This is a genomic window from Enterobacter sp. LU1 (genome assembly GCF_008271405.2).
Lineage (GTDB): Bacteria > Pseudomonadota > Gammaproteobacteria > Enterobacterales > Enterobacteriaceae > Enterobacter > Enterobacter hormaechei_C.
Window position 1 is genome coordinate 4592633 of sequence record NZ_CP043438.2, and the last position, 21497, is coordinate 4614129.

At 54.1% G+C, this 21497-nt stretch carries 20 protein-coding genes; 16 read left to right on the plus strand and 4 right to left on the minus strand.

Features of this window, described 5'->3' with window-relative positions; translation table 11 throughout:
* Window positions 1-3 precede the first annotated feature (3 nt).
* The 3 genes from rbsA to kup form a co-directional block, all read right to left on the minus strand.
* The gene (gene rbsA, locus FZF21_RS21925) at window positions 4-1509 is read right to left on the minus strand and encodes a ribose ABC transporter ATP-binding protein RbsA (RefSeq protein WP_017383711.1); all 1506 of its coding nucleotides are present in this window, start codon (window positions 1507-1509) and stop codon (window positions 4-6) included.
* A 7-nt stretch (window positions 1510-1516) separates the two neighbouring features.
* A complete protein-coding gene (rbsD, locus tag FZF21_RS21930; protein WP_003862392.1) occupies window positions 1517-1936 on the minus strand; it encodes a D-ribose pyranase in 420 nt (139 codons plus the stop codon).
* A gap of 214 nt (window positions 1937-2150) precedes the next feature.
* Window positions 2151-4019 (minus strand): low affinity potassium transporter Kup, encoded by a 1869-nt coding sequence (gene kup / locus FZF21_RS21935; protein ID WP_006808744.1) that lies wholly within the window; start codon window positions 4017-4019, stop codon window positions 2151-2153.
* Between the two features lie 222 nt (window positions 4020-4241).
* Between kup and ravA the strand changes: the two genes are divergently transcribed.
* Entirely contained in the window at window positions 4242-5738 is a 1497-nt protein-coding gene (ravA, locus tag FZF21_RS21940; protein ID WP_003862389.1) for an ATPase RavA, read from the plus strand.
* Window positions 5732-7183: an ATPase RavA stimulator ViaA gene (gene viaA, locus FZF21_RS21945; RefSeq protein WP_015570153.1), complete on the plus strand. Its 1452-nt coding sequence runs from the start codon at window positions 5732-5734 to the stop codon at window positions 7181-7183. The genes ravA and viaA overlap by 7 nt, the downstream gene beginning before the upstream one ends.
* On the opposite strand, the gene asnA is transcribed toward viaA, so the two are convergent.
* A complete protein-coding gene (asnA, locus tag FZF21_RS21950) occupies window positions 7184-8176 on the minus strand; it encodes an aspartate--ammonia ligase (RefSeq protein ID WP_003862385.1) in 993 nt (330 codons plus the stop codon). It lies immediately after the preceding gene.
* Window positions 8177-8327: 151 nt separating this feature from the next.
* Here asnA and asnC point away from each other — a divergent pair, with 151 nt between their 5' ends.
* From asnC to glmU, 14 genes are all read left to right on the plus strand, one after another.
* Window positions 8328-8786 (plus strand): transcriptional regulator AsnC, encoded by a 459-nt coding sequence (asnC, locus tag FZF21_RS21955; RefSeq protein WP_003862383.1) that lies wholly within the window; start codon window positions 8328-8330, stop codon window positions 8784-8786.
* 90 nt (window positions 8787-8876) lie between these two features.
* Window positions 8877-9326 (plus strand): FMN-binding protein MioC, encoded by a 450-nt coding sequence (gene mioC, locus FZF21_RS21960; protein ID WP_003862381.1) that lies wholly within the window; start codon window positions 8877-8879, stop codon window positions 9324-9326.
* A 374-nt stretch (window positions 9327-9700) separates the two neighbouring features.
* Window positions 9701-11590: a tRNA uridine-5-carboxymethylaminomethyl(34) synthesis enzyme MnmG gene (mnmG, locus tag FZF21_RS21965; RefSeq protein ID WP_003862379.1), complete on the plus strand. Its 1890-nt coding sequence runs from the start codon at window positions 9701-9703 to the stop codon at window positions 11588-11590.
* Between the two features lie 107 nt (window positions 11591-11697).
* Complete coding sequence (rsmG, locus tag FZF21_RS21970; RefSeq protein WP_017694037.1) at window positions 11698-12321, plus strand: 16S rRNA (guanine(527)-N(7))-methyltransferase RsmG; 624 nt, start codon at window positions 11698-11700, stop codon at window positions 12319-12321.
* A 615-nt stretch (window positions 12322-12936) separates the two neighbouring features.
* Window positions 12937-13317 (plus strand): F0F1 ATP synthase subunit I, encoded by a 381-nt coding sequence (gene atpI, locus FZF21_RS21975; RefSeq protein WP_003862375.1) that lies wholly within the window; start codon window positions 12937-12939, stop codon window positions 13315-13317.
* An 8-nt stretch (window positions 13318-13325) separates the two neighbouring features.
* Window positions 13326-14141, plus strand: a complete 816-nt coding sequence (gene atpB, locus FZF21_RS21980) for a F0F1 ATP synthase subunit A (RefSeq protein ID WP_003862373.1) — start codon at window positions 13326-13328, stop codon at window positions 14139-14141.
* 49 nt (window positions 14142-14190) lie between these two features.
* Window positions 14191-14430, plus strand: a complete 240-nt coding sequence (gene atpE, locus FZF21_RS21985; protein ID WP_000429386.1) for a F0F1 ATP synthase subunit C — start codon at window positions 14191-14193, stop codon at window positions 14428-14430.
* A gap of 48 nt (window positions 14431-14478) precedes the next feature.
* Window positions 14479-14949, plus strand: coding sequence for a F0F1 ATP synthase subunit B (gene atpF, locus FZF21_RS21990; protein ID WP_003862370.1), 471 nt, complete (start codon window positions 14479-14481; stop codon window positions 14947-14949).
* A 14-nt stretch (window positions 14950-14963) separates the two neighbouring features.
* Complete coding sequence (atpH, locus tag FZF21_RS21995; RefSeq protein ID WP_015570151.1) at window positions 14964-15497, plus strand: F0F1 ATP synthase subunit delta; 534 nt, start codon at window positions 14964-14966, stop codon at window positions 15495-15497.
* Window positions 15498-15509: 12 nt separating this feature from the next.
* Window positions 15510-17051: a F0F1 ATP synthase subunit alpha gene (atpA, locus tag FZF21_RS22000; RefSeq protein WP_003862367.1), complete on the plus strand. Its 1542-nt coding sequence runs from the start codon at window positions 15510-15512 to the stop codon at window positions 17049-17051.
* A gap of 51 nt (window positions 17052-17102) precedes the next feature.
* The gene (atpG, locus tag FZF21_RS22005; protein ID WP_003862364.1) at window positions 17103-17966 is read left to right on the plus strand and encodes a F0F1 ATP synthase subunit gamma; all 864 of its coding nucleotides are present in this window, start codon (window positions 17103-17105) and stop codon (window positions 17964-17966) included.
* 31 nt (window positions 17967-17997) lie between these two features.
* Entirely contained in the window at window positions 17998-19380 is a 1383-nt protein-coding gene (atpD, locus tag FZF21_RS22010) for a F0F1 ATP synthase subunit beta (protein ID WP_015570150.1), read from the plus strand.
* A 20-nt stretch (window positions 19381-19400) separates the two neighbouring features.
* A complete protein-coding gene (locus FZF21_RS22015; protein ID WP_006177560.1) occupies window positions 19401-19820 on the plus strand; it encodes a F0F1 ATP synthase subunit epsilon in 420 nt (139 codons plus the stop codon).
* A 138-nt stretch (window positions 19821-19958) separates the two neighbouring features.
* On the plus strand, window positions 19959-21329 hold the full coding sequence (glmU, locus tag FZF21_RS22020; RefSeq protein ID WP_017383707.1) for a bifunctional UDP-N-acetylglucosamine diphosphorylase/glucosamine-1-phosphate N-acetyltransferase GlmU: 1371 nt from the start codon (window positions 19959-19961) through the stop codon (window positions 21327-21329).
* The last annotated feature ends 168 nt before the right edge of the window (window positions 21330-21497 follow it).

Consider the following 21497-nt stretch of genomic DNA (forward strand, 5'->3'; position numbering starts at 1 on the left):
TTCTTACTCCTGATTCACGCGATTAAGCTTGCCCACAGCGGCAGCCATCAGAACTTCCTGGGTGGCCTGCTCGCGAGTGAATTCACCGCCGAGATGCCCTTCATGCATGACGATAATGCGATCGCTCATGCCTAATACCTCTGGCATCTCGGAAGAGACCAGAATGATGCTCAGACCGTCGGCCTTGAACTGGTTAATCAGCTGATATATCTCTTTCTTCGCGCCCACGTCCACGCCGCGGGTAGGTTCATCCAGGATCAACACTTTTGGGCGCGTCATCAGCCCGCGGGCAATCGCCACTTTCTGCTGATTCCCGCCGGACAACAGGCCAATCGCCTGCTCCATCGATGGGGTTTTAACGTTAAAGAGACGGATAAAATCGCTGACCGCCTGCTGCTCATCTTTGTGTTTCAGGCTGCCGCCGCTGCGGCTGAAATAGCCTAGCGCCGTCAGGGACATGTTCTCTTTCACCGACATGCCCAGCACTAAGCCGTCGCGCTTACGGTCTTCGGAAATATAGACAATGCCGTTCGCCAGGCCATCCTGCGGCGAGCGGGTGACCACCTCATGGCCGTCAAGGGTAACGTAGCCGCTGGTGCGCGGCAGTGCGCCATAGAGCACTTTCATCAGTTCGGTGCGCCCCGCGCCCATCAGGCCCGCGACGCCAAGGATCTCGCCCTTGCGCAGGGTAAAGGAGACGTCATTCACGCCCGGCCCGCAGAGGTTATCCACCTTCAGGCGGATTTCTCCCGGCGCTTTCTCCAGATGCGGATACTGATCTTCGAGCTTACGTCCCACCATCATTTCAATCAGGGTATCTTCGGTCAGGGTTGCCACTTCGCGCTCGGCAATAAACTGCCCGTCGCGAAAGACGGTGACGTCGTCGCAGATCTCGAAGATCTCTTTCATGCGGTGTGAGATATAGACAATGCCGCGGCCCTGGGATTTCAGCTCACGGATCACGCGGAACAGGGATTCGGTTTCGGTATCGGTCAGGGCGTCGGTCGGTTCATCCATAATGATGACCTTCGACTCGAAGCTCAGCACCTTCGCGATTTCCACCATCTGCTGATCGCCGATGGAAAGGTCGCCCACCAGTCGGTCGCTCTTAAAGCGCAGATTCAGCTTCGCCAGCAGTTTGTCCGCTTCGGCATACATGGTTTTCCAGTCGATTTTGCCAAACCGGTTCACGAACTCACGGCCGAGGAAGATGTTCTCCGCAATGGTGAGCTGCGGGATCAGGTTCAACTCCTGGTGGATGATGCCGATGCCCGCTTCCTGAGAGGATTTCGGGCCGTTAAAGGTGGTCTCTTTACCCAGCCACAGCAGCGAACCGGCATCGCGTTGGTAGATACCGGTCAGCACTTTCATCATGGTGGATTTGCCGGCGCCGTTTTCGCCCACCAGCGCCATGACGCGCCCGGAATAGACGTTCAGCGCCGCGCCGGAGAGGGCTTTTACGCCCGGGAACGACTTATCGATCCCTTTGAGTTGCAGTAATACGTCCATGATGGCCTCAGAAGGTGACGCCAGCACAGAGAATGATATTCGCATACGGGGAGCACTCCCCGCTGCGAATCACCGCCTGACTGTCTGCGGTTTGTTGTTTGAACTGCTCGTGCGTTGTGTAACGAATTTCTATGGTGTTTCCCTGGTGCTGTTGCAGTTGCTCAATGTGGCTGAGCAACGTTTCGTGGAGTTGCGGATTATGTTGTTTGATTTCCGCCGCGAGAATGGCCGCCTCAACCTGCATCTCCGCGGTGACCACTTCCAGTACCTGCATGAACGAGGGTACGCCCTGCGTTAACGCCATATCGATACGGGTTGTGCTGCGCGGAACCGGTAAGCCTGCATCGCAAACCACCAGCGTATCGGTATGCCCAAGACGGGAAATCACCGATGAGATTTCTGAGTTGAGTACTGTGCCTTTCTTCATTTTTTGCTCCACTAGCGAAACGTTTCGCTAAAAACAGTGTAGCCGCAGAAGTGTTCAGAAAACCATCATGACGTAACGGATTTGTGATCAACGTCGAAACGTTTCGCTAAGTGAAATGCAATAGAGGAAAATTGCCCGGCGGCGCTACGCTTGCGCGGGCCTACGGGTCTGGTAGGCCGGGTAAGCGCAGCGCCACCCGGCATATTCAGAAGGGTTAAATCTCGACCTGCGTCCCCAGCTCAATCACGCGGTTAGGCGGGATCTCAAACTGGTCAGGCGCACGCAGGGCGTTACGTTGCAGAATGAGATACAGCTTGCCGCGCAGGCGCAGATACCATGGGCGCTTGCCGATGATCAGCGACTCATGGGACATAAAGAACGACGTCTCCATCATGCGGCAACTCAGGCCTTCCAGACCGCAGCGGTGGAACACCTCTTCCACGTTCGGCGTTTCGCGCCAGCCGTAGCTTGCCACCACGCGCCAGAAGGTTGGGGACAGCTGTTCAATCTGTACGCGACGCACGTTGTGAACGTACGGCGCATCTTCGGTACGCAGCGTCAGCAGGATCACGCGTTCGTGCAGCACTTTGTTGTGCTTGAGGTTATGCATCAGCGCAAACGGGATCACGTTCAGCGCGCGAGACATATACACCGCTGTGCCCGGCACGCGCACCGGTGGGGATTTCTCCAGCGAGGCGATCATCGCCTCAAGAGAGTTACCGTGCTCGTGCATACGACGCAGCAGGCGGAAACGTTCGCTCTTCCACGTCGTCATCACAATAAACATCACCAGACCCAGCGTCAGCGGCAGCCAGCCGCCGGAGACAATCTTGTCGAGGTTCGCAGAGAACAGCGGCACGTCGATGCAGAGGAAGCCAACCAGGATCAGCCCCACGAGGAACTTATTCCAGTGCCAGTTACGGTACGCCACGGTAGTGGAGAGAATAGAGGTCAACACCATCGTTCCGGTTACCGCGATACCGTACGCCGCCGCCAGATTACTGGAGTGCTCAAAGCTGACGATAACAATCACTACCGCGAAATAGAGCAGCCAGTTGACGAAGGGAATGTAGATCTGGCCAGACTCCATCTCCGAGGTATGGATAATGCGCATTGGGGAGAGATAACCCAGACGCACGGCCTGACGCGTCAGGGAGAATACGCCTGAAATGACAGCCTGAGAGGCAATGACCGTCGCCAGCGTCGCCAGGATCAGCATCGGAACCAGCGCCCAGTCCGGCGCCAGCAGGAAGAACGGGTTTTTAATCGCTTCAGGGTGTGCAAGCAGCAGCGCGCCCTGACCGAAGTAATTCAGCACCAGTGAAGGCAAGACCACGCTAAACCAGGCGACGCGAATAGGGAGTTTCCCGAAGTGACCCATATCCGCATACAGCGCTTCAACACCGGTAATGGACAGCACCACCGCGCCCAGCGCCACAAACGACACCACTTTATATTCAAGGAAGAAATGCACCGCCCACATTGGGTTCAGCGCGTGCAGGACATCCGGGTTGGCGATAATACTGCGTAAGCCCAGCGCCGCCAGGATCAGGAACCAGGCCAGCATAATAGGCGCGAACAGCTTACCCACCAGCCCGGTACCGTGTTTTTGTATGGCAAACAGCAACGTCAGCACGATAATAGCGAGTGGCACCACCCACGTATCAAGCTGTGGCGCGACAATCTCCAGCCCCTCTATGGCCGACATTACAGAAATCGCCGGCGTAATCACGACTTCTCCATAGAAGAAGCTGCCGCCAATCAGGCCGATGATGACCAGCACGGAGGTCATTCTTGCGGACGTATTGCGCCCGGCAAGGGACATCAGGGTCAGAATACCGCCCTCGCCCGCGTTATCAGCCCGCATTACGAAAGAGAGATACTTAAGGGAGACCACCAGGATCAGCAGCCAGAAGATGAGCGAGAGGAAACCAAATACGGCGTCACGCTCTACACCAAAACCAAACTGACCGGACAGACATTCACGAAGCGTATAAAGCGGGCTGGTGCCGATATCACCGTAGACAACCCCGATCGCCGCAAGCGTTACTGCGGGTAATGATTGCTTATTATCAGTGCTCATAGACTAGTCTTTTCGTTTGAATAACAAATGTGTGCTTAGTCCCTTGGCCCACAAAAAGCGCACAGTATGCACGATTCAATGCAAAATCGTACCCCTAAATGCAGCCGCATTAATGTAGCGCAAAGAAAATAGCGCCGCACTTCAGCCTATTACCAGGCCAGACCGAAACGTCTATACTCGCTTCAATTAGCCGCCACGACGGCGAAAGGATGCAAAACTATTATGGCTCACTCACATTTATTAGCAGAAAGAATTTCCCGCCTCAGCAGTGCGCTGGAGAAAGGCCTTTACGAGCGTAGCCACGCCATTCGCCTCTGTTTACTGGCGGCGCTGAGTGGGGAAAGCGTATTTCTGCTGGGCCCGCCGGGCATTGCCAAAAGTCTGATCGCACGCCGCCTCAAATTCGCTTTCCAGAACGCGCGCGCATTCGAGTATTTGATGACGCGCTTCTCCACGCCGGAAGAAGTTTTCGGCCCACTCTCCATTCAGGCGTTAAAAGATGAGGGACGCTATGAACGTCTGACGGCGGGCTATCTTCCGGAAGCGGAAATCGTCTTTCTTGATGAGATCTGGAAAGCCGGCCCGGCCATACTGAATACCCTGTTGACGGCAATTAACGAACGTCGATTCCGTAACGGCGCCAGCGAAGAGAAGATCCCCATGCGCCTGCTGGTGGCCGCGTCTAACGAATTGCCCGAAGCCGACAGCAGCCTGGAAGCGCTGTATGACCGTATGCTGATCCGTCTGTGGCTGGATAAAGTCCAGGATAAATCAAACTTCCGTTCTATGCTGGTAAGCCAGCAGGATGAAAACGAAAACCCGGTGGCAGCGTCATTGCAGGTCACGGACGAGGAATACCACCAGTGGCAGGAGGAGATCGGCAAGATAAAACTGCCCGATCCCGTTTTTGAGCTGATCTTCATGCTGCGCCAGCAGCTTGATTTGCTGCCCTCCGCGCCGTACGTCTCCGATCGTCGCTGGAAAAAAGCCATTCGCCTGCTCCAGGCAAGCGCGCTGTTTAGCGGCCGCGATGCTGTCGCCCCAATCGATCTGATCCTGCTGAAAGACTGCCTGTGGCACGACGCAGAAGGGATGAATCTGATGCAACAGCAGCTGGACGTTTTGATGACCGGACACGCGTGGGGTCAACAATCCATGCTTAATCAACTGGGCGCGATTGCCCAACGTCGCCTTCAGCTCCAGCAGCAGCAAAGTGACAAAACCGCGCTGAAGGTGAACCGTCTTGGCGGGATGTTTGCCCGTAAACCGCACTATGAACTGCCCGCCGGGCTGACTGACGCCTCGCTCACGCTTCTTCTTCAGCAACCGCTGAAGCTTCATGATATGCAGGTTGTGCACGTGACGATCGAACGCGTTGCGCTGGTTCAGTGGCTGGATAAAGGCGGTGAGATCCGCGGTAAACTCAACGGTATAGGCTTTGCACAGCCGCTGTCGATGGAAGTCGACAGCAGCCAGCACCTTGTGATCCGTGACGTCAGCCTTCAGGGATCGCGCCTGGCGCTGCCGGGCACGGCCTCCGATACTGTTCCGGAGGAGATCAAACAGCAGCTCGACGCGCTGGATAACGAATGGCATCAGCAGCACACGCGCTTCAGCGAGCAGCAGAAATGCCTCTTTATCCATAGCGACTGGTTAGGTCGCATTGAAGCCAGCTTGCAGGATGTCAGCGCGCAGATCAAACAGGCGCGTCAATGCTAACGCTGGACACGCTTAACGTCATGCTGGCGGTTAGCGAAGAAGGGTTGATCGAAGAGGTCGTCATTACCCTGCTCGCTTCACCGCAGCTGGCGGCCTTCTTTGAAAAATTCCCGAAGCTCCGAAAAGCAATGACGGACGATCTGCCCCGCTGGCGCGATAACCTGCGACAGCGGTTTAAGGAGACGGAAGTCCCGCCGGAACTGACAGAGGAAGTGGCTGGTTACCAGCAGTGCCAGCGGCTTTCAACGCCGCAGTTTATTGCCCAGCTACAGCAAACCCTGACGCTGCTTGATAACGTTCACTCCCCGTTTGCCAGCCAGGCCAGAGCGCTGGTCACGGACAACCCCAGCTTTACTCCCGCCCTGCATACGCTGTTTTTACAGCGCTGGCGTCTGAGCCTTGTGGTCCAGGCCACGGCCCTTAATCAGCAGTTGCTGGACGAAGAGCGCGAACAGTTGCTCAGTGAAGTCCAGGAGCGAATGACCCTGAGCGGCCAGTTAGAACAGGTGCTGGTGGAGAATGAAAACGCCGCCGGTCGACTCTGGGATATGAGTGCCGGCCAGTTAAAGCGGGGCGATTATCAGCTGATCGTGAAGTACGGCGACTTTCTGGCACAACAGCCGGAGCTGATGAAGCTCGCAGAACAGCTCGGCCGTTCCCGGGAGGCCCGGTCGGTCCCAAAGAAAGATGCGCCGATGGAAACCTTCCGTACGCTGGTACGTGAACCCTCCACCGTACCGGAGCAGGTGGACGGGCTACAGCAAAGCGATGACATCCTGCGCCTGCTGCCTACGGAACTCAGCACGCTGGGCATGACCGAACTGGAGTATGAGTTTTATCGTCGGCTGGTGGAAAAACAGCTCATTACCTATCGACTGCATGGCGAAGCCTGGCGCGAGAAGATCAGCCAGCGTCCGGTGGTACACCAGGATTTTGATGAGCAACCGCGCGGCCCATTCATTGTTTGCGTCGATACGTCTGGATCGATGGGGGGCTTTAATGAACAGTGTGCAAAAGCGTTCTGCCTGGCTCTGATGCGCGTGGCGCTTGCCGATCGTCGTCGCTGCTACATCATGCTCTTTTCCAGCGAAGTTGTTGGGTATGAACTGACCAGCCCACAGGGGCTGGAGCAGGCGATCCGCTTTTTAAGCCAGCGCTTTCGCGGCGGCACCGATCTGGCCAGCTGTTTTCGCAGCATCATTGAGCGCATGCAGGGCGGTGACTGGTACGACGCGGATGCGGTGGTGATTTCCGATTTTATCGCCCAGCGGCTGCCGGACGACGTCGTGAATAAAGTGAAGGAGATGCAGCGCGTGCACCAGCACCGTTTCCATGCCGTGGCGATGTCTGCACATGGAAAACCCGGCATCATGCGCATCTTCGATCACATCTGGCGCTTTGATACCGGGTTGCGTAGCCGCCTGCTCAGACGCTGGCGACGTTAATTAAAGAAGAGAACCGACGCTCTCACGTACCTGCTGCGGCCAGACCCCACACTGTACCTGACCAATGTGAGAGAGTTGCAGCAGCAGCATGGTCAGACGAGACTGGCCAATACCACCGCCGATGGTCTGCGGCATTTCACCGCGCAGCAGTGCCTGGTGCCACTCCAGTTGCAGACGATCTTCATCACCGGTCACGGCCAGCTGACGCTTCAGTGCTTCAGCATCCACGCGGATCCCCATCGAAGAGAGTTCAAACGCATCTTCCAGAACCGGGTTCCAGACCAGAATATCGCCGTTCAGACCGGCATATTCGCTTTCGCCCACGGTGCTCCAGTCATCGTAATCCGGCGCACGGACGTCGTGACGTTTACCATCAGACAATTTCCCGCCAATGCCGATAAGGAATACCGCGCCCAGCTCTTTGGCGATCGCGCGTTCACGGCCTTTGGCATCCAGATCCGGGAAACGGCTCAGCAATTCCTGACTATGAACAAAGTGGATCGTTTCCGGCAGGAACGGTGCCAGACCAAACTCTTTGCTCACGGCCGCTTCGGTTGCTTTGATCCCGGCGTAGATCGCCTCAACAGTGGATTTCAGCGTACCGACGTGACGCTCGCCATCTCCCATTACGCGCTCCCAGTCCCACTGGTCAACGTAGACAGAGTGAATCGGGGAAAGGCGGTCTTCATCGGGGCGAAGGGCTTTCATGTGCGTGTAAAGCCCTTCGCCCGCGCTGAAGTCGTGTTGTCCCAGGGTTTGACGCTTCCACTTCGCCAGGGAATGAACCACTTCGAACTGGGCGTCTGGCAGTGTTTTCACTTTTACCTGTACCGCTTTTTCGCAACCAGACAAGTTATCCTGCGTCCCGTCACCCACGCGGCTCAGAATCGGCGCCTGAACTTCAATAAGGCCAAGCTTCTCTTCCAGCTGGCGGGAAAAATGGGATTTTACGAAACTGATCTGGCGTTGTTTTGCGATGTAAGCGGTTTTCATTATTTATACTCCTGCGTCCTGTTGATACTGATTAAGCAACAGAACAGGCGCTTAATTCAATAACCCATCAACAAAAAGCCGCCTTCACTTTTGATTCGTTAAAATAAGACGCTAGAATAGAGGGAATCATTAATCTTCATAAGAAAAACCTATGGAAAATTATCAGATCGACAATCTGGACCGCGGCATTCTGGAAGCGCTAATGGCCAACGCACGCACCGCGTATGCCGAACTGGCGAAACAATTTGGCGTCAGCCCGGGGACCATTCACGTTCGCGTCGAGAAAATGAAGCAGGCCGGGATCATCACCGGCGCACGCATTGATGTCAGCCCGAAGCAACTTGGCTACGACGTCTGCTGCTTCATTGGCATTATTCTGAAAAGCGCCAAAGATTACCCCTCCGCGCTGGAGAAACTGAACGCGCTGGATGAAGTCACCGAGGCGTACTACACCACCGGGCACTACAGCATCTTTATAAAGGTGATGTGCCGATCCATTGACGCCCTCCAGCAGGTACTTATCAACAAGATCCAAACAATCGATGAAATTCAGTCCACTGAAACCCTGATCTCCCTGCAAAACCCGATCATGCGTACTATCCGCCCGTGATCGGGCAATTTCATTCCCACATTTTCCACAGGTAGATCCCAGCTCGTTCACAGCGTACAATGGCCGCCTCTTTATCTGAGCGAGCGATCAATGGCGGACATTACTCTTATCAGCGGCAGCACCCTGGGCGGTGCGGAATATGTAGCGGAACATCTGGCTGAGAAGCTGGAAGATGCGGGCTTTTCTACACAAACGCTGCACGGACCGCTGCTGGAAGATCTCCCGACTGACGGGGTCTGGCTGCTGATCACCTCCACGCACGGCGCGGGCGATCTGCCGGATAACCTGCAACCTTTATATGACGAACTGCTGGAACAACAGCCCGATCTGTCAAACGTCCGGTTTGGCGCTGTGGGGATCGGCAGCCGTGAATATGACACTTTCTGTGGCGCCATAGAGAAAGTAGAAGCTGCGGTGACCGCCTGCGGAGCAAAACAGCTGGGTGAAACGCTAAAGATCAACATCCTCGATCATGATATTCCCGAAGATCCAGCCGAGATCTGGCTCGCGGAATGGAAAAATTTACTCAAAAACGATTAAAGATCGTGCGATCAGATGTGGATAACTCTGGTTAAAAGCTCGTATTAAGCCGTAGTTATCCAAAGAACAACGTTGGTTTAGTTTTTGACCTGTGTATAAAGTGGCGATCTGATCCCAGCTTATACGGTCCAGGATCACCGATCATTCACAGCAAACGATCCTTCCTAACTGCATGATCTTATTTATGGGATCGGACTTATCCACAGAGGTCTGCGATCCTAATAAGAGATCACAATAGAACAGATCTCTAAATAAAAAGATCTTCTTTTTAATAGCCCAGGATCCCAATGCTTTCTCGAAAGACTAAAGTTGAGTAGAATCCACGGCCCGGGCTTCAATCCATTTTCATACCGCTTTACGCGAGGCAGACCACCATGTTTTATCAGGATCCTTTTGACGTCATCATCATTGGCGGGGGTCACGCAGGCACTGAGGCCGCAATGGCCGCAGCGCGAATGGGTCAGCAGACCCTGCTTTTGACACACAATATCGACACGCTGGGACAAATGTCCTGTAATCCGGCGATTGGCGGCATTGGGAAAGGACACCTGGTAAAAGAAGTGGATGCACTTGGCGGCCTGATGGCGAAAGCGATCGATCATGCAGGCATCCAGTTTAGGATACTAAACGCGAGTAAAGGGCCTGCTGTTCGTGCGACCCGCGCACAGGCAGACCGCGTGCTTTACCGTCAGGCTGTGCGCACCGCGCTGGAGAACCAGCCGAACCTGATGATCTTCCAGCAGGCAGTTGAAGATCTTATCGTCGAGAACGATCGCGTCGTGGGTGCCGTAACCCAGATGGGGCTCAAGTTCCGCGCAAAAGCGGTTGTGCTGACCGTCGGGACATTCCTGGACGGAAAAATTCATATCGGCCTGGATAACTACAGCGGTGGCCGTGCTGGCGATCCGCCGTCTATCCCACTTTCACGTCGTCTGCGTGAACTGCCGCTGCGCGTCAGCCGCCTGAAAACCGGTACACCGCCGCGTATTGACGCGCGCACCATTGATTTCAGCGTGCTGGCGCAACAGCACGGTGATAATCCGATGCCGGTGTTCTCGTTCATGGGCAATGCGGCTCAGCATCCGCAGCAGGTGCCGTGCTACATCACGCACACCAATGAAAAAACCCATGACGTGATCCGCAATAACCTCGATCGCAGCCCAATGTACGCCGGTGTGATCGAAGGGATCGGCCCACGTTATTGCCCGTCGATCGAAGACAAAGTGATGCGATTTGCCGATCGTAACCAGCACCAGATCTTCCTCGAACCTGAAGGGCTGACCTCTAACGAAATTTATCCAAACGGCATCTCCACCAGCCTGCCGTTCGACGTGCAGATGCAGATTGTGCGTTCAATGCAGGGCATGGAAAACGCGAAGATCGTTCGTCCTGGCTACGCTATTGAGTACGATTTCTTCGATCCGCGCGACCTGAAGCCGACGCTGGAAAGCAAATTCATCCAGGGTCTGTTCTTCGCAGGCCAGATTAACGGTACCACCGGGTACGAAGAAGCTGCCGCACAAGGGTTGCTGGCCGGTCTGAACGCCGCTCGCTTCTCTGCCGAGAAAGAGGGCTGGGCACCGGCGCGTTCTCAGGCTTACCTGGGCGTTCTGGTCGACGATCTCTGCACGCTGGGGACCAAAGAACCGTACCGCATGTTTACTTCTCGTGCGGAATATCGCCTGATGCTGCGCGAAGACAATGCCGATCTGCGTCTGACTGAGGTGGGCCGTGAATTGGGTCTGGTGGATGACGAACGCTGGGCGCGCTTCAACGAGAAGCTGGAGCGTATCGAACAGGAACGTCAGCGCCTGAAAACCACCTGGGTGAATCCGCAGGCGGAAACCGCTGCCGAAGTAAACGCTCACTTAACAGCACCGCTGTCGCGCGAAGCCAGCGGGGAAGATCTGCTGCGTCGTCCTGAAGTCACTTACGAGAATCTGGTCAAACTGACCGCGTTCGCGCCGGGCCTTGAAGACGCGGAAGCGGCTGAACAGGTCGAGATCCAGGTGAAATACGAAGGCTACATCGCGCGTCAGCAGGATGAGATCGAAAAACAGCAGCGCAACGAAAACACGCTGCTGCCGGAAATGCTGGACTATCGTCAGGTGACGGGCCTTTCCAACGAAGTGATCGCTAAGCTGAACGATCACAAACCTGTGTCGATTGGCCAGGCCTCACGTATCTCCGGCGTCACACCTGCTGCGATTTCGATTCTGCTGGTGTGGCTGAAAAAGCAGGGTATGCTGCGCCGCAGCGCGTAATGCTCTGAAAATTGCCCGGTGGCGCTGCGCTTACCGGGCCTACTGAACCCGTAGGGCGGGTTAGCGAAGCGCCACCCGCCACTTAAGTTTCTCAACAGGTATCCACCGTGCTCAATAAACTCTCTCGTCTGCTGGAACAGGCAGGTATTTCGCTCACCGATCACCAGAAAAATCAGCTGGTGGCCTATGTCGATATGCTGAACAAATGGAATAAAGCGTACAACCTCACCTCCGTACGCGATCCCAACGAGATGCTGATTCGCCATATTCTCGATAGCATCGTCGTGGCGCCATATCTGAACGGGGAACGTTTTATCGACGTGGGCACCGGCCCGGGCTTGCCGGGCGTTCCGTTGTCTATTGTTCGACCGGAGAGTCAATTCACGCTGCTGGACAGCCTGGGTAAGCGCGTACGCTTTTTACGCCAGGTCCAGCATGAGCTGAAGCTGGAAAACATCACGCCCGTGCAGAGCAGGGTAGAGGAGTTCCCGGCTGAGCCACCGTTTGACGGCGTTATCAGCCGCGCATTTGCGTCACTCAATGACATGGTGAGCTGGTGCAAACACCTGCCGGCGGAGAAGGGGCGTTTTTATGCGCTGAAAGGGCAACTTCCGGGGGACGAAATCGAGCAGCTTCCGGACGGTTTTGCTGTCGAATCCATTGAGAAACTTCAGATCCCTCAGCTCGAAGGTGAGCGTCATCTGGTGATAATTAAGCCAAACACTTTTTAAAAATTAATAAAAAATGTGGAATTTGTGCTGTTCTGATCGTGTTAAAAAGCAGCACATCCCGTCTGTTTTGGCCGTTGTTAATTTAACCTTGTTGTTACCATGGGTTTTCTTATGGTTAACCTGAAGTGAGTTGTTCACTCTGAGGATAATCAACCATGAAAATATCAGCCTGCTAAAAGTGGGTAAAGGCAACAAGAATGGAATGTTAAATATTTATTAAGAATGTCAATAAAAGGTTTTTGTTGTATACGGCTCTGTTTTAAAAATAGTTGCGATTTTTTTGCTTTAATTTCATACAGATGAAATAAATCGTTTTACGTCTTTGATAAATACCACTTTATCGCAAATGTGTATTTTGTGATCTCGTGCACGCTTTATCACCAACGTTTCCGCGCTGTTTGCAGTTTTGCCTGAAGGTCGGCACTTAGGTCAAAAGTTGAAAAATAGGACTGGGGAAAAATATTTAAACATTTATTCACCTTTTCGCTACTTAATGTTTGAAATCACGGGTACGCACCGTATAATTTGACCGCTTTTTGATGCTTGACTCTGAGCCTTAAAGGACGTTTTATACGACACGCGGCATACCTCGAAGGGAGCAGGAGTAAAAACGTGATGTCTGTGTCGCTCTTGAGTAGAAACGTTGCTCGTAAGCTTCTGTTCATTCAGTTTCTGGCTGTGATAGCAAGTGGACTGCTGTTTAGCCTCAAAGACCCCTTCTGGGGCATCTCCGCCGCGTGCGGAGGTTTGGCGGTGGTTCTGCCAAACGTGTTGTTTATGATTTTTGCCTGGCGTCATCAGGCGCATACACCCGCCAAAGGCCGCGTGGCCTGGTCCTTCGCTCTCGGCGAAGTGTGTAAGGTGTTGCTGACCTTTGCTCTACTGGTGATGGCGCTGGCGGTTTTGAAAGTGGTATTCATGCCGCTGATAGCAACGTGGGTTTTGGTGCTGGTGGTACAAGTTCTGGCTCCAGCTGTAATCAATAACAAAGGGTAAAAGGCATCATGGCTTCAGAAAATATGACGCCGCAGGATTACATAGGTCACCATCTGAATAACCTTCAGCTGGACCTGCGTACATTCTCGCTGGTGGATCCACATAACCCCCCGGCCACCTTCTGGACGATCAACATCGACTCCATGTTCTTCTCGGTGGTTTTGGGTCTTCTGTTCCTGGCCATGTTCCGCAGCGTTGCTAAAAAGGCGACCAGCGGTGTTCCAGGGAAATTCCAGACGTTCATCGAGATGATCATCGGCTTCGTCCATGGCAGCGTGAAAGACATGTACCATGGTAAGAGCAAACTGATTGCTCCGCTGGCCCTGACCGTGTTCGTTTGGGTCTTCCTGATGAACCTGATGGACCTCCTGCCTATCGATTTCTTACCTTGGATCGGTGAGCACGTACTCGGCCTGCCTGCACTGCGCGTGGTTCCGTCTGCCGACGTGAACATCACCCTGTCGATGGCGCTGGGCGTATTTATCCTCATTCTGTTCTACAGCATCAAAATGAAAGGCGTAAGCGGCTTTGTGAAAGAGCTTACCTTGCAGCCGTTCAACCACTGGGCGTTTATTCCGGTCAACCTGATCCTGGAAGGCGTTAGCCTGCTGTCCAAACCTGTTTCACTGGGTCTGCGACTGTTCGGCAACATGTATGCGGGTGAGCTGATTTTCATTCTGATCGCGGGTCTTCTGCCGTGGTGGTCACAGTGGATTCTGAATGTGCCATGGGCCATTTTCCACATCCTGATCATTACGCTGCAAGCCTTTATCTTCATGGTTCTGACGATCGTCTATCTGTCGATGGCGTCTGAAGAGCACTGATTTTTTACCAACACTACTACGTTTTAATTGAAACAAACTGGAGACTGTCATGGAAAACCTGAATATGGATCTGCTGTACATGGCTGCCGCTGTGATGATGGGTCTGGCGGCTATCGGTGCTGCGATCGGTATCGGCATCCTCGGGGGCAAATTCCTGGAAGGCGCAGCGCGTCAACCTGATCTGATTCCTCTGCTGCGTACTCAGTTCTTTATCGTTATGGGTCTGGTGGATGCAATCCCAATGATCGCTGTAGGTCTGGGTCTGTACGTGATGTTTGCTGTCGCGTAGTAGTTGTTTTAAAACCCCAAGCCACAGAAATTTAAGAGGTATTGTGCTGTGAACATGAACGCAACAATCCTCGGCCAGGCCATCGCGTTTATTCTCTTTGTCTGGTTCTGCATGAAGTATGTATGGCCGCCTTTAATGGCTGCCATCGAAAAACGTCAGAAAGAAATTGCTGACGGTCTGGCTTCCGCAGAACGCGCTAAGAAAGATTTGGACCTTGCACAGGCCAACGCGACAGACCAGCTGAAAAAAGCGAAAGCTGAAGCTCAGGTAATCATTGAACAGGCTAACAAACGCCGTTCTCAGATCCTGGACGAAGCCAAAGCTGAAGCAGAACAGGAACGTACTAAGATCGTGACACAGGCTCAGGCTGAAATTGAAGCTGAGCGTAAACGTGCTCGTGAAGAACTGCGTAAGCAGGTTGCGATTCTGGCTGTTGCTGGCGCCGAGAAGATCATCGAACGTTCCGTGGATGAAGCTGCTAACAGCGACATCGTGGACAAACTTGTCGCTGAACTGTAAGGAGGGAGGGGCTGATGTCTGAATTTGTTACGGTAGCTCGCCCCTACGCCAAAGCAGCTTTTGACTTTGCTGTCGAACACCAAAATGTCGATCGCTGGCAGAATATGCTGGCGTTTGCCGCTGAGGTGACGAAAAACGAACAAATGGCCGAGTTGCTTTCTGGTGCGTTAGCGCCTGAAACCCTCGCCGCGTCGTTTATCGCCGTGTGCGGAGAGCAACTGGATGCCAACGGCCAGAACCTGATTAAGGTGATGGCGGAAAATGGTCGTCTCCGTGTGCTCCCGGATGTTCTCGAGCAGTTTGAGCACTTACGTGCCCTTAGTGAAGCTACCGCTGAAGTTGAAGTAACTTCTGCGACTGAACTGAGTAACGAACAGCTTGCGAAAATCACCGCCGCGATGGAAAAACGTCTGTCACGCAAAGTTAAGCTGAATTGCAAAATCGATAAGTCTGTAATGGCAGGCGTAATCATCCGCTCGGGTGATATGGTCATTGATGGCAGCGTACGCGGCCGTCTTGAGCGCCTTGCAGACGTCTTGCAGTCTTAAGGGGACTGGAGCATGCAACTGAATTCCACCGAAATCAGCGAACTGATCAAGCAGCGCATTGCTCAGTTCAATGTTGTGAGTGAAGCTCACAACGAAGGTACTATTGTTTCTGTAAGTGACGGTGTTATCCGCATCCACGGCCTGGCCGATTGTATGCAGGGTGAGATGATTTCCCTGCCGGGTAACCGTTACGCTATCGCACTGAACCTGGAGCGCGACTCCGTAGGTGCCGTTGTGATGGGTCCATACGCTGACCTTGCCGAAGGCATGAAGGTTAAGTGTACTGGCCGTATTCTGGAAGTACCGGTTGGCCGTGGCCTGCTGGGTCGCGTTGTTAACACCCTGGGTGCGCCAATCGACGGTAAAGGTCCGGTTGAGCACGATGGCTTCTCCCCAATCGAAGTTATCGCACCAGGCGTTATCGACCGTCAGTCCGTTGATCAGCCAGTGCAGACGGGTTATAAGTCCGTTGACGCCATGATCCCAATCGGTCGTGGTCAGCGTGAACTGATCATCGGTGACCGTCAGACCGGTAAAACCGCGATGGCTATCGACGCCATCATCAACCAGCGTGACTCCGGCATCAAATGTGTGTACGTGGCTATCGGCCAGAAAGCGTCCACCATTTCCAACGTGGTTCGTAAACTGGAAGAGCACGGCGCACTGTCTAACACCATCGTTGTGGTAGCAACCGCGTCTGAATCTGCTGCACTGCAATACCTGGCGCCATACGCCGGTTGCGCAATGGGCGAATACTTCCGTGACCGCGGTGAAGATGCGCTGATCGTATACGATGACCTGTCTAAACAGGCCGTTGCTTATCGTCAGGTTTCCCTGCTGCTCCGTCGTCCACCAGGACGTGAAGCATTCCCGGGCGACGTATTCTACCTCCACTCTCGTCTGCTGGAGCGTGCTTCCCGCGTTAACGCGGAATACGTCGAGAACTTCACCAAAGGTGAAGTGAAGGGTAAAACAGGTTCTCTGACCGCTCTGCCGATCATTGAAACCCAGGCGGGTGACGTTTCTGCGTTCGTTCCGACCAACGTAATCTCCATTACCGATGGTCAGATCTTCCTGGAAACCAACCTGTTTAACTCCGGTATTCGTCCGGCGGTTAACCCGGGTATCTCCGTATCCCGTGTGGGTGGTGCTGCTCAGACCAAGATCATCAAGAAACTGTCCGGTGGTATCCGTACCGCGCTGGCACAGTATCGTGAACTGGCTGCGTTCTCTCAGTTCGCATCCGATCTGGACGAAGCAACCCGTAAACAGCTGAGCCACGGTCAGAAAGTGACCGAGCTGCTGAAGCAGAAACAGTACGCGCCAATGTCTGTTGCTCAGCAGGGCCTGGTACTGTTCGCGGCTGAACGCGGTTACCTCGAAGATGTGGAACTGGCGAAAATCGGTAGCTTCGAAGCCGCTCTGCTGGCTTACGTCGACCGTGATCACGCTCCGCTGATGCAAGAGATCAACCAGACCGGTGGCTATAACGACGAAATCGAAGGCAAGCTGAAAGCTATCCTCGATTCCTTCAAAGCAACCCAATCCTGGTAATCGTCCGGCGGCTTGTCTCAGGACAAGCCGTCTGGCATTGAGGAGAAGCTCATGGCCGGCGCAAAAGAGATACGTAGTAAGATCGCAAGCGTCCAGAACACGCAAAAGATCACTAAAGCGATGGAGATGGTCGCCGCTTCCAAAATGCGTAAATCGCAGGATCGCATGGCGGCCAGCCGTCCTTATGCAGAGACCATGCGCAAAGTGATTGGTCACCTTGCGAACGGTAATCTGGAATATAAGCACCCTTACCTGGAAGAACGCGACGTTAAGCGCGTGGGCTACCTGGTGGTGTCGACTGACCGTGGTCTGTGTGGCGGCTTGAACATTAACCTGTTCAAAAAACTGCTGGCGGATATGAAAGGCTGGTCCGATAAAGGCGTTCAGTGCGATCTGGCACTGATTGGCTCTAAAGGCGTCTCTTTCTTTAACTCCGTTGGCGGCAACATTGTCGCTCAGGTGACCGGTATGGGTGATAACCCGTCCCTGTCCGAACTGATCGGCCCGGTTAAAGTGATGTTGCAGGCCTACGATGAAGGCCGTCTGGACAGACTGTACGTTGTCAGCAACAAATTTATTAACACCATGTCTCAGGTGCCTACGCTCACTCAGATGCTGCCGTTACCGGCATCAGAAGATGACGAGCTGAAACAGAAAGCCTGGGATTACCTGTATGAACCCGATCCGAAACCGCTGCTGGATACCCTGCTGCGTCGTTACGTTGAATCTCAGGTTTATCAGGGCGTTGTAGAAAACCTGGCCAGCGAGCAGGCCGCACGAATGGTGGCGATGAAAGCCGCGACCGATAATGGCGGCAGCCTGATTAAAGAGCTGCAGTTGGTTTACAACAAAGCTCGTCAGGCCAGCATTACTCAGGAACTCACCGAGATCGTCTCGGGGGCCGCCGCGGTTTAACCAGGTTTACGAATTACGTAGAGGATTCAAGATGGCTACTGGAAAGATTGTCCAGGTAATCGGCGCCGTGGTGGACGTCGAGTTCCCTCAGGACGCCGTACCACGCGTGTACGACGCGCTTGAGGTACAGAATGGTAACGAGAGCCTGGTGCTGGAAGTTCAGCAGCAGCTCGGCGGCGGTATCGTGCGTACCATCGCCATGGGTTCTTCCGACGGTCTGCGTCGTGGTCTGGAAGTAAAAGACCTTGAGCACCCGATCGAAGTCCCGGTAGGTAAAGCAACACTGGGTCGTATCATGAACGTATTGGGTCAGCCAATCGACATGAAAGGCGACATCGGTGAAGAAGAGCGTTGGGCTATCCACCGCGCGGCACCTTCCTACGAAGAGCTGTCCAGCTCTCAGGAACTGCTGGAAACCGGCATCAAAGTTATCGACCTGATGTGTCCGTTCGCGAAGGGCGGTAAAGTCGGTCTGTTCGGTGGTGCGGGTGTAGGTAAAACCGTAAACATGATGGAGCTGATCCGTAACATCGCGATCGAGCACTCCGGTTACTCCGTGTTTGCGGGCGTGGGTGAACGTACTCGTGAGGGTAACGACTTCTACCACGAAATGACCGACTCCAACGTTCTGGATAAAGTATCCCTGGTTTACGGCCAGATGAACGAGCCACCAGGAAACCGTCTGCGCGTTGCGCTGACCGGCCTGACCATGGCTGAGAAGTTCCGTGACGAAGGTCGTGACGTTCTGCTGTTCGTTGATAACATCTACCGTTACACCCTGGCCGGTACTGAAGTATCTGCACTGCTGGGTCGTATGCCTTCAGCGGTAGGTTATCAGCCTACGCTTGCGGAAGAGATGGGTGTTCTTCAGGAACGTATCACCTCTACCAAAACCGGTTCTATCACCTCCGTTCAGGCGGTATACGTACCTGCGGATGACTTGACTGACCCATCCCCAGCCACCACCTTTGCTCACTTAGATGCAACCGTGGTACTGAGCCGTCAGATCGCGTCTCTGGGTATCTACCCGGCCGTTGACCCGCTGGACTCCACCAGCCGTCAGCTGGATCCACTGGTTGTTGGCCAGGAGCACTACGACACCGCGCGTGGCGTACAGTCCCTGCTGCAACGTTATCAGGAACTGAAAGACATCATCGCCATCCTGGGTATGGATGAACTGTCTGAAGAAGACAAACTGGTGGTAGCACGTGCGCGTAAGATCCAGCGCTTCCTGTCCCAGCCGTTCTTCGTTGCGGAAGTATTCACCGGTGCACCTGGTAAATACGTTTCCCTGAAAGACACCATCCGTGGCTTTAAAGGCATCATGGAAGGCGAATACGATCACCTGCCAGAGCAGGCGTTCTACATGGTTGGTTCCATCGAAGAAGCCGTGGAAAAAGCCAAAAAACTTTAACGCCTTAATCGGAGGGTGATATGGCAATGACTTACCACCTGGACGTCGTCAGCGCAGAGCAACAAATGTTCTCTGGTCTGGTCGAGAAAATCCAGGTAACGGGTAGTGAAGGTGAACTGGGTATTTTCCCGGGTCACGCACCGCTGCTCACCGCCATTAAGCCTGGTATGATCCGCATCGTTAAACAGTTCGGTCATGAAGAGTTTATCTATCTGTCCGGCGGCATTCTTGAAGTGCAGCCAGGCAGTGTGACCGTTCTGGCCGATACCGCTATTCGTGGCCAGGATCTCGACGAAGCGCGAGCCCTGGAATCGAAGCGTAAGGCTGAAGAGCACATTAGCAGCTCTCATGGTGACGTGGATTACGCTCAGGCGTCTGCGGAGCTGGCCAAAGCGATCGCGAAACTGCGCGTTATCGAGTTGACCAAAAAAGCGATGTAACACCGGCTTGAAAAGCACAAAAGCCAGTCTGGATCCCAGGCTGGCTTTTTTTTTCGGCCTTAATTCATGATGAAAAAGATGTAGAATTTTAAGCATCAAACGTTTTTACTTCTCACACAAACTACCGTCAGGATGCGTATGTTAAACAGTGCGATGAGCGTGGTGATCCTTGCCGCAGGCAAAGGTACCCGCATGTATTCCGATCTGCCTAAGGTGCTCCACACGCTGGCAGGAAAGCCAATGGTTCAGCATGTTATTGATGCAGCGAATGAATTGGGCGCCAGCCAGGTGCATCTGGTTTATGGACATGGCGGCGACCTGCTGAAAAAAACGCTGCGTGATGACAATCTCAACTGGGTGCTACAGGCAGAACAGTTGGGTACAGGCCATGCGATGCAGCAGGCTGCACCCTTCTTCTCTGATGATGAAGATATCCTGATGCTCTACGGCGACGTCCCGCTGATCTCCGTTGAAACCCTCACTCGCCTACGTGAAGCCAAACCGCAGGGCGGCATCGGTTTGTTGACCGTCGTGCTGGACGATCCAACCGGCTATGGCCGCATTACGCGTGAAAACGGCAAGGTAACCGGGATTGTTGAGCATAAAGATGCCACTGACGAACAGCGCCAGATTCAGGAGATCAACACTGGCATCCTGATTGCGAACGGTGCGGATATGAAGCGCTGGCTGTCCAGACTCAACAATAACAACGCGCAGGGTGAATACTACATCACCGACATCATTGCGATGGCGTACCAGGAAGGGCGTGAGATTGCCGCCGTTCACCCGGCTCGCATCAGCGAAACGGACGGGGTAAACAACCGTCTCCAGCTTTCTCGCCTGGAGCGTATTTACCAGTCCGAGCAGGCAGAAAAGCTGTTGCTCGCGGGCGTTATGCTGCGCGATCCGGCGCGTTTCGATCTGCGTGGCACGCTGACCCACGGGCGCGACGTTGAAATAGATACTAACGTTATCCTGGAAGGTAACGTCACGCTGGGCAACCGCGTCAAAATCGGCACTGGCTGCGTGATTAAAAACAGCGTGATCGGTGACGACTGCGAAATCAGCCCGTACAGCGTGGTGGAAGATGCCCATCTTGAGGCGGCATGTACCATCGGCCCGTTTGCGCGTCTGCGCCCGGGCGCTGAGCTGCTGGAAGGCGCTCACGTAGGTAACTTTGTGGAAATGAAAAAAGCGCGTCTGGGTAAGGGCTCGAAAGCCGGTCATCTGACCTATCTGGGCGATGCGGAAATTGGCGACAACGTAAACATCGGTGCTGGAACCATCACCTGTAACTATGACGGTGCCAATAAGTTTAAAACCATCATCGGTGATGATGTGTTTGTAGGCTCCGATACCCAGCTGGTGGCGCCTGTCACCGTGGGCAAAGGCGTGACCATTGCCGCCGGGACAACCGTTACGCGCGATGTGGCCGAGAACGAGCTGGTGTTAAGCCGTGTGCCGCAGGTCAGCAAGCAGGGCTGGAAACGCCCGGTGAAGAAGAAGTAACAACAAGGCGGGTGGCGCTATGCTTACCCGCCCTACGATTGAGTAGGCCTGATAAGGCGTAGCCGTCATCAGGCAAACCCGGGTGAGGAGATAAATATATATCTCCCCCCACAAGCAGTACCCATAAAAATAACCCCACTCTCTACAAGGCTCGGGGCGCCCGGAAAG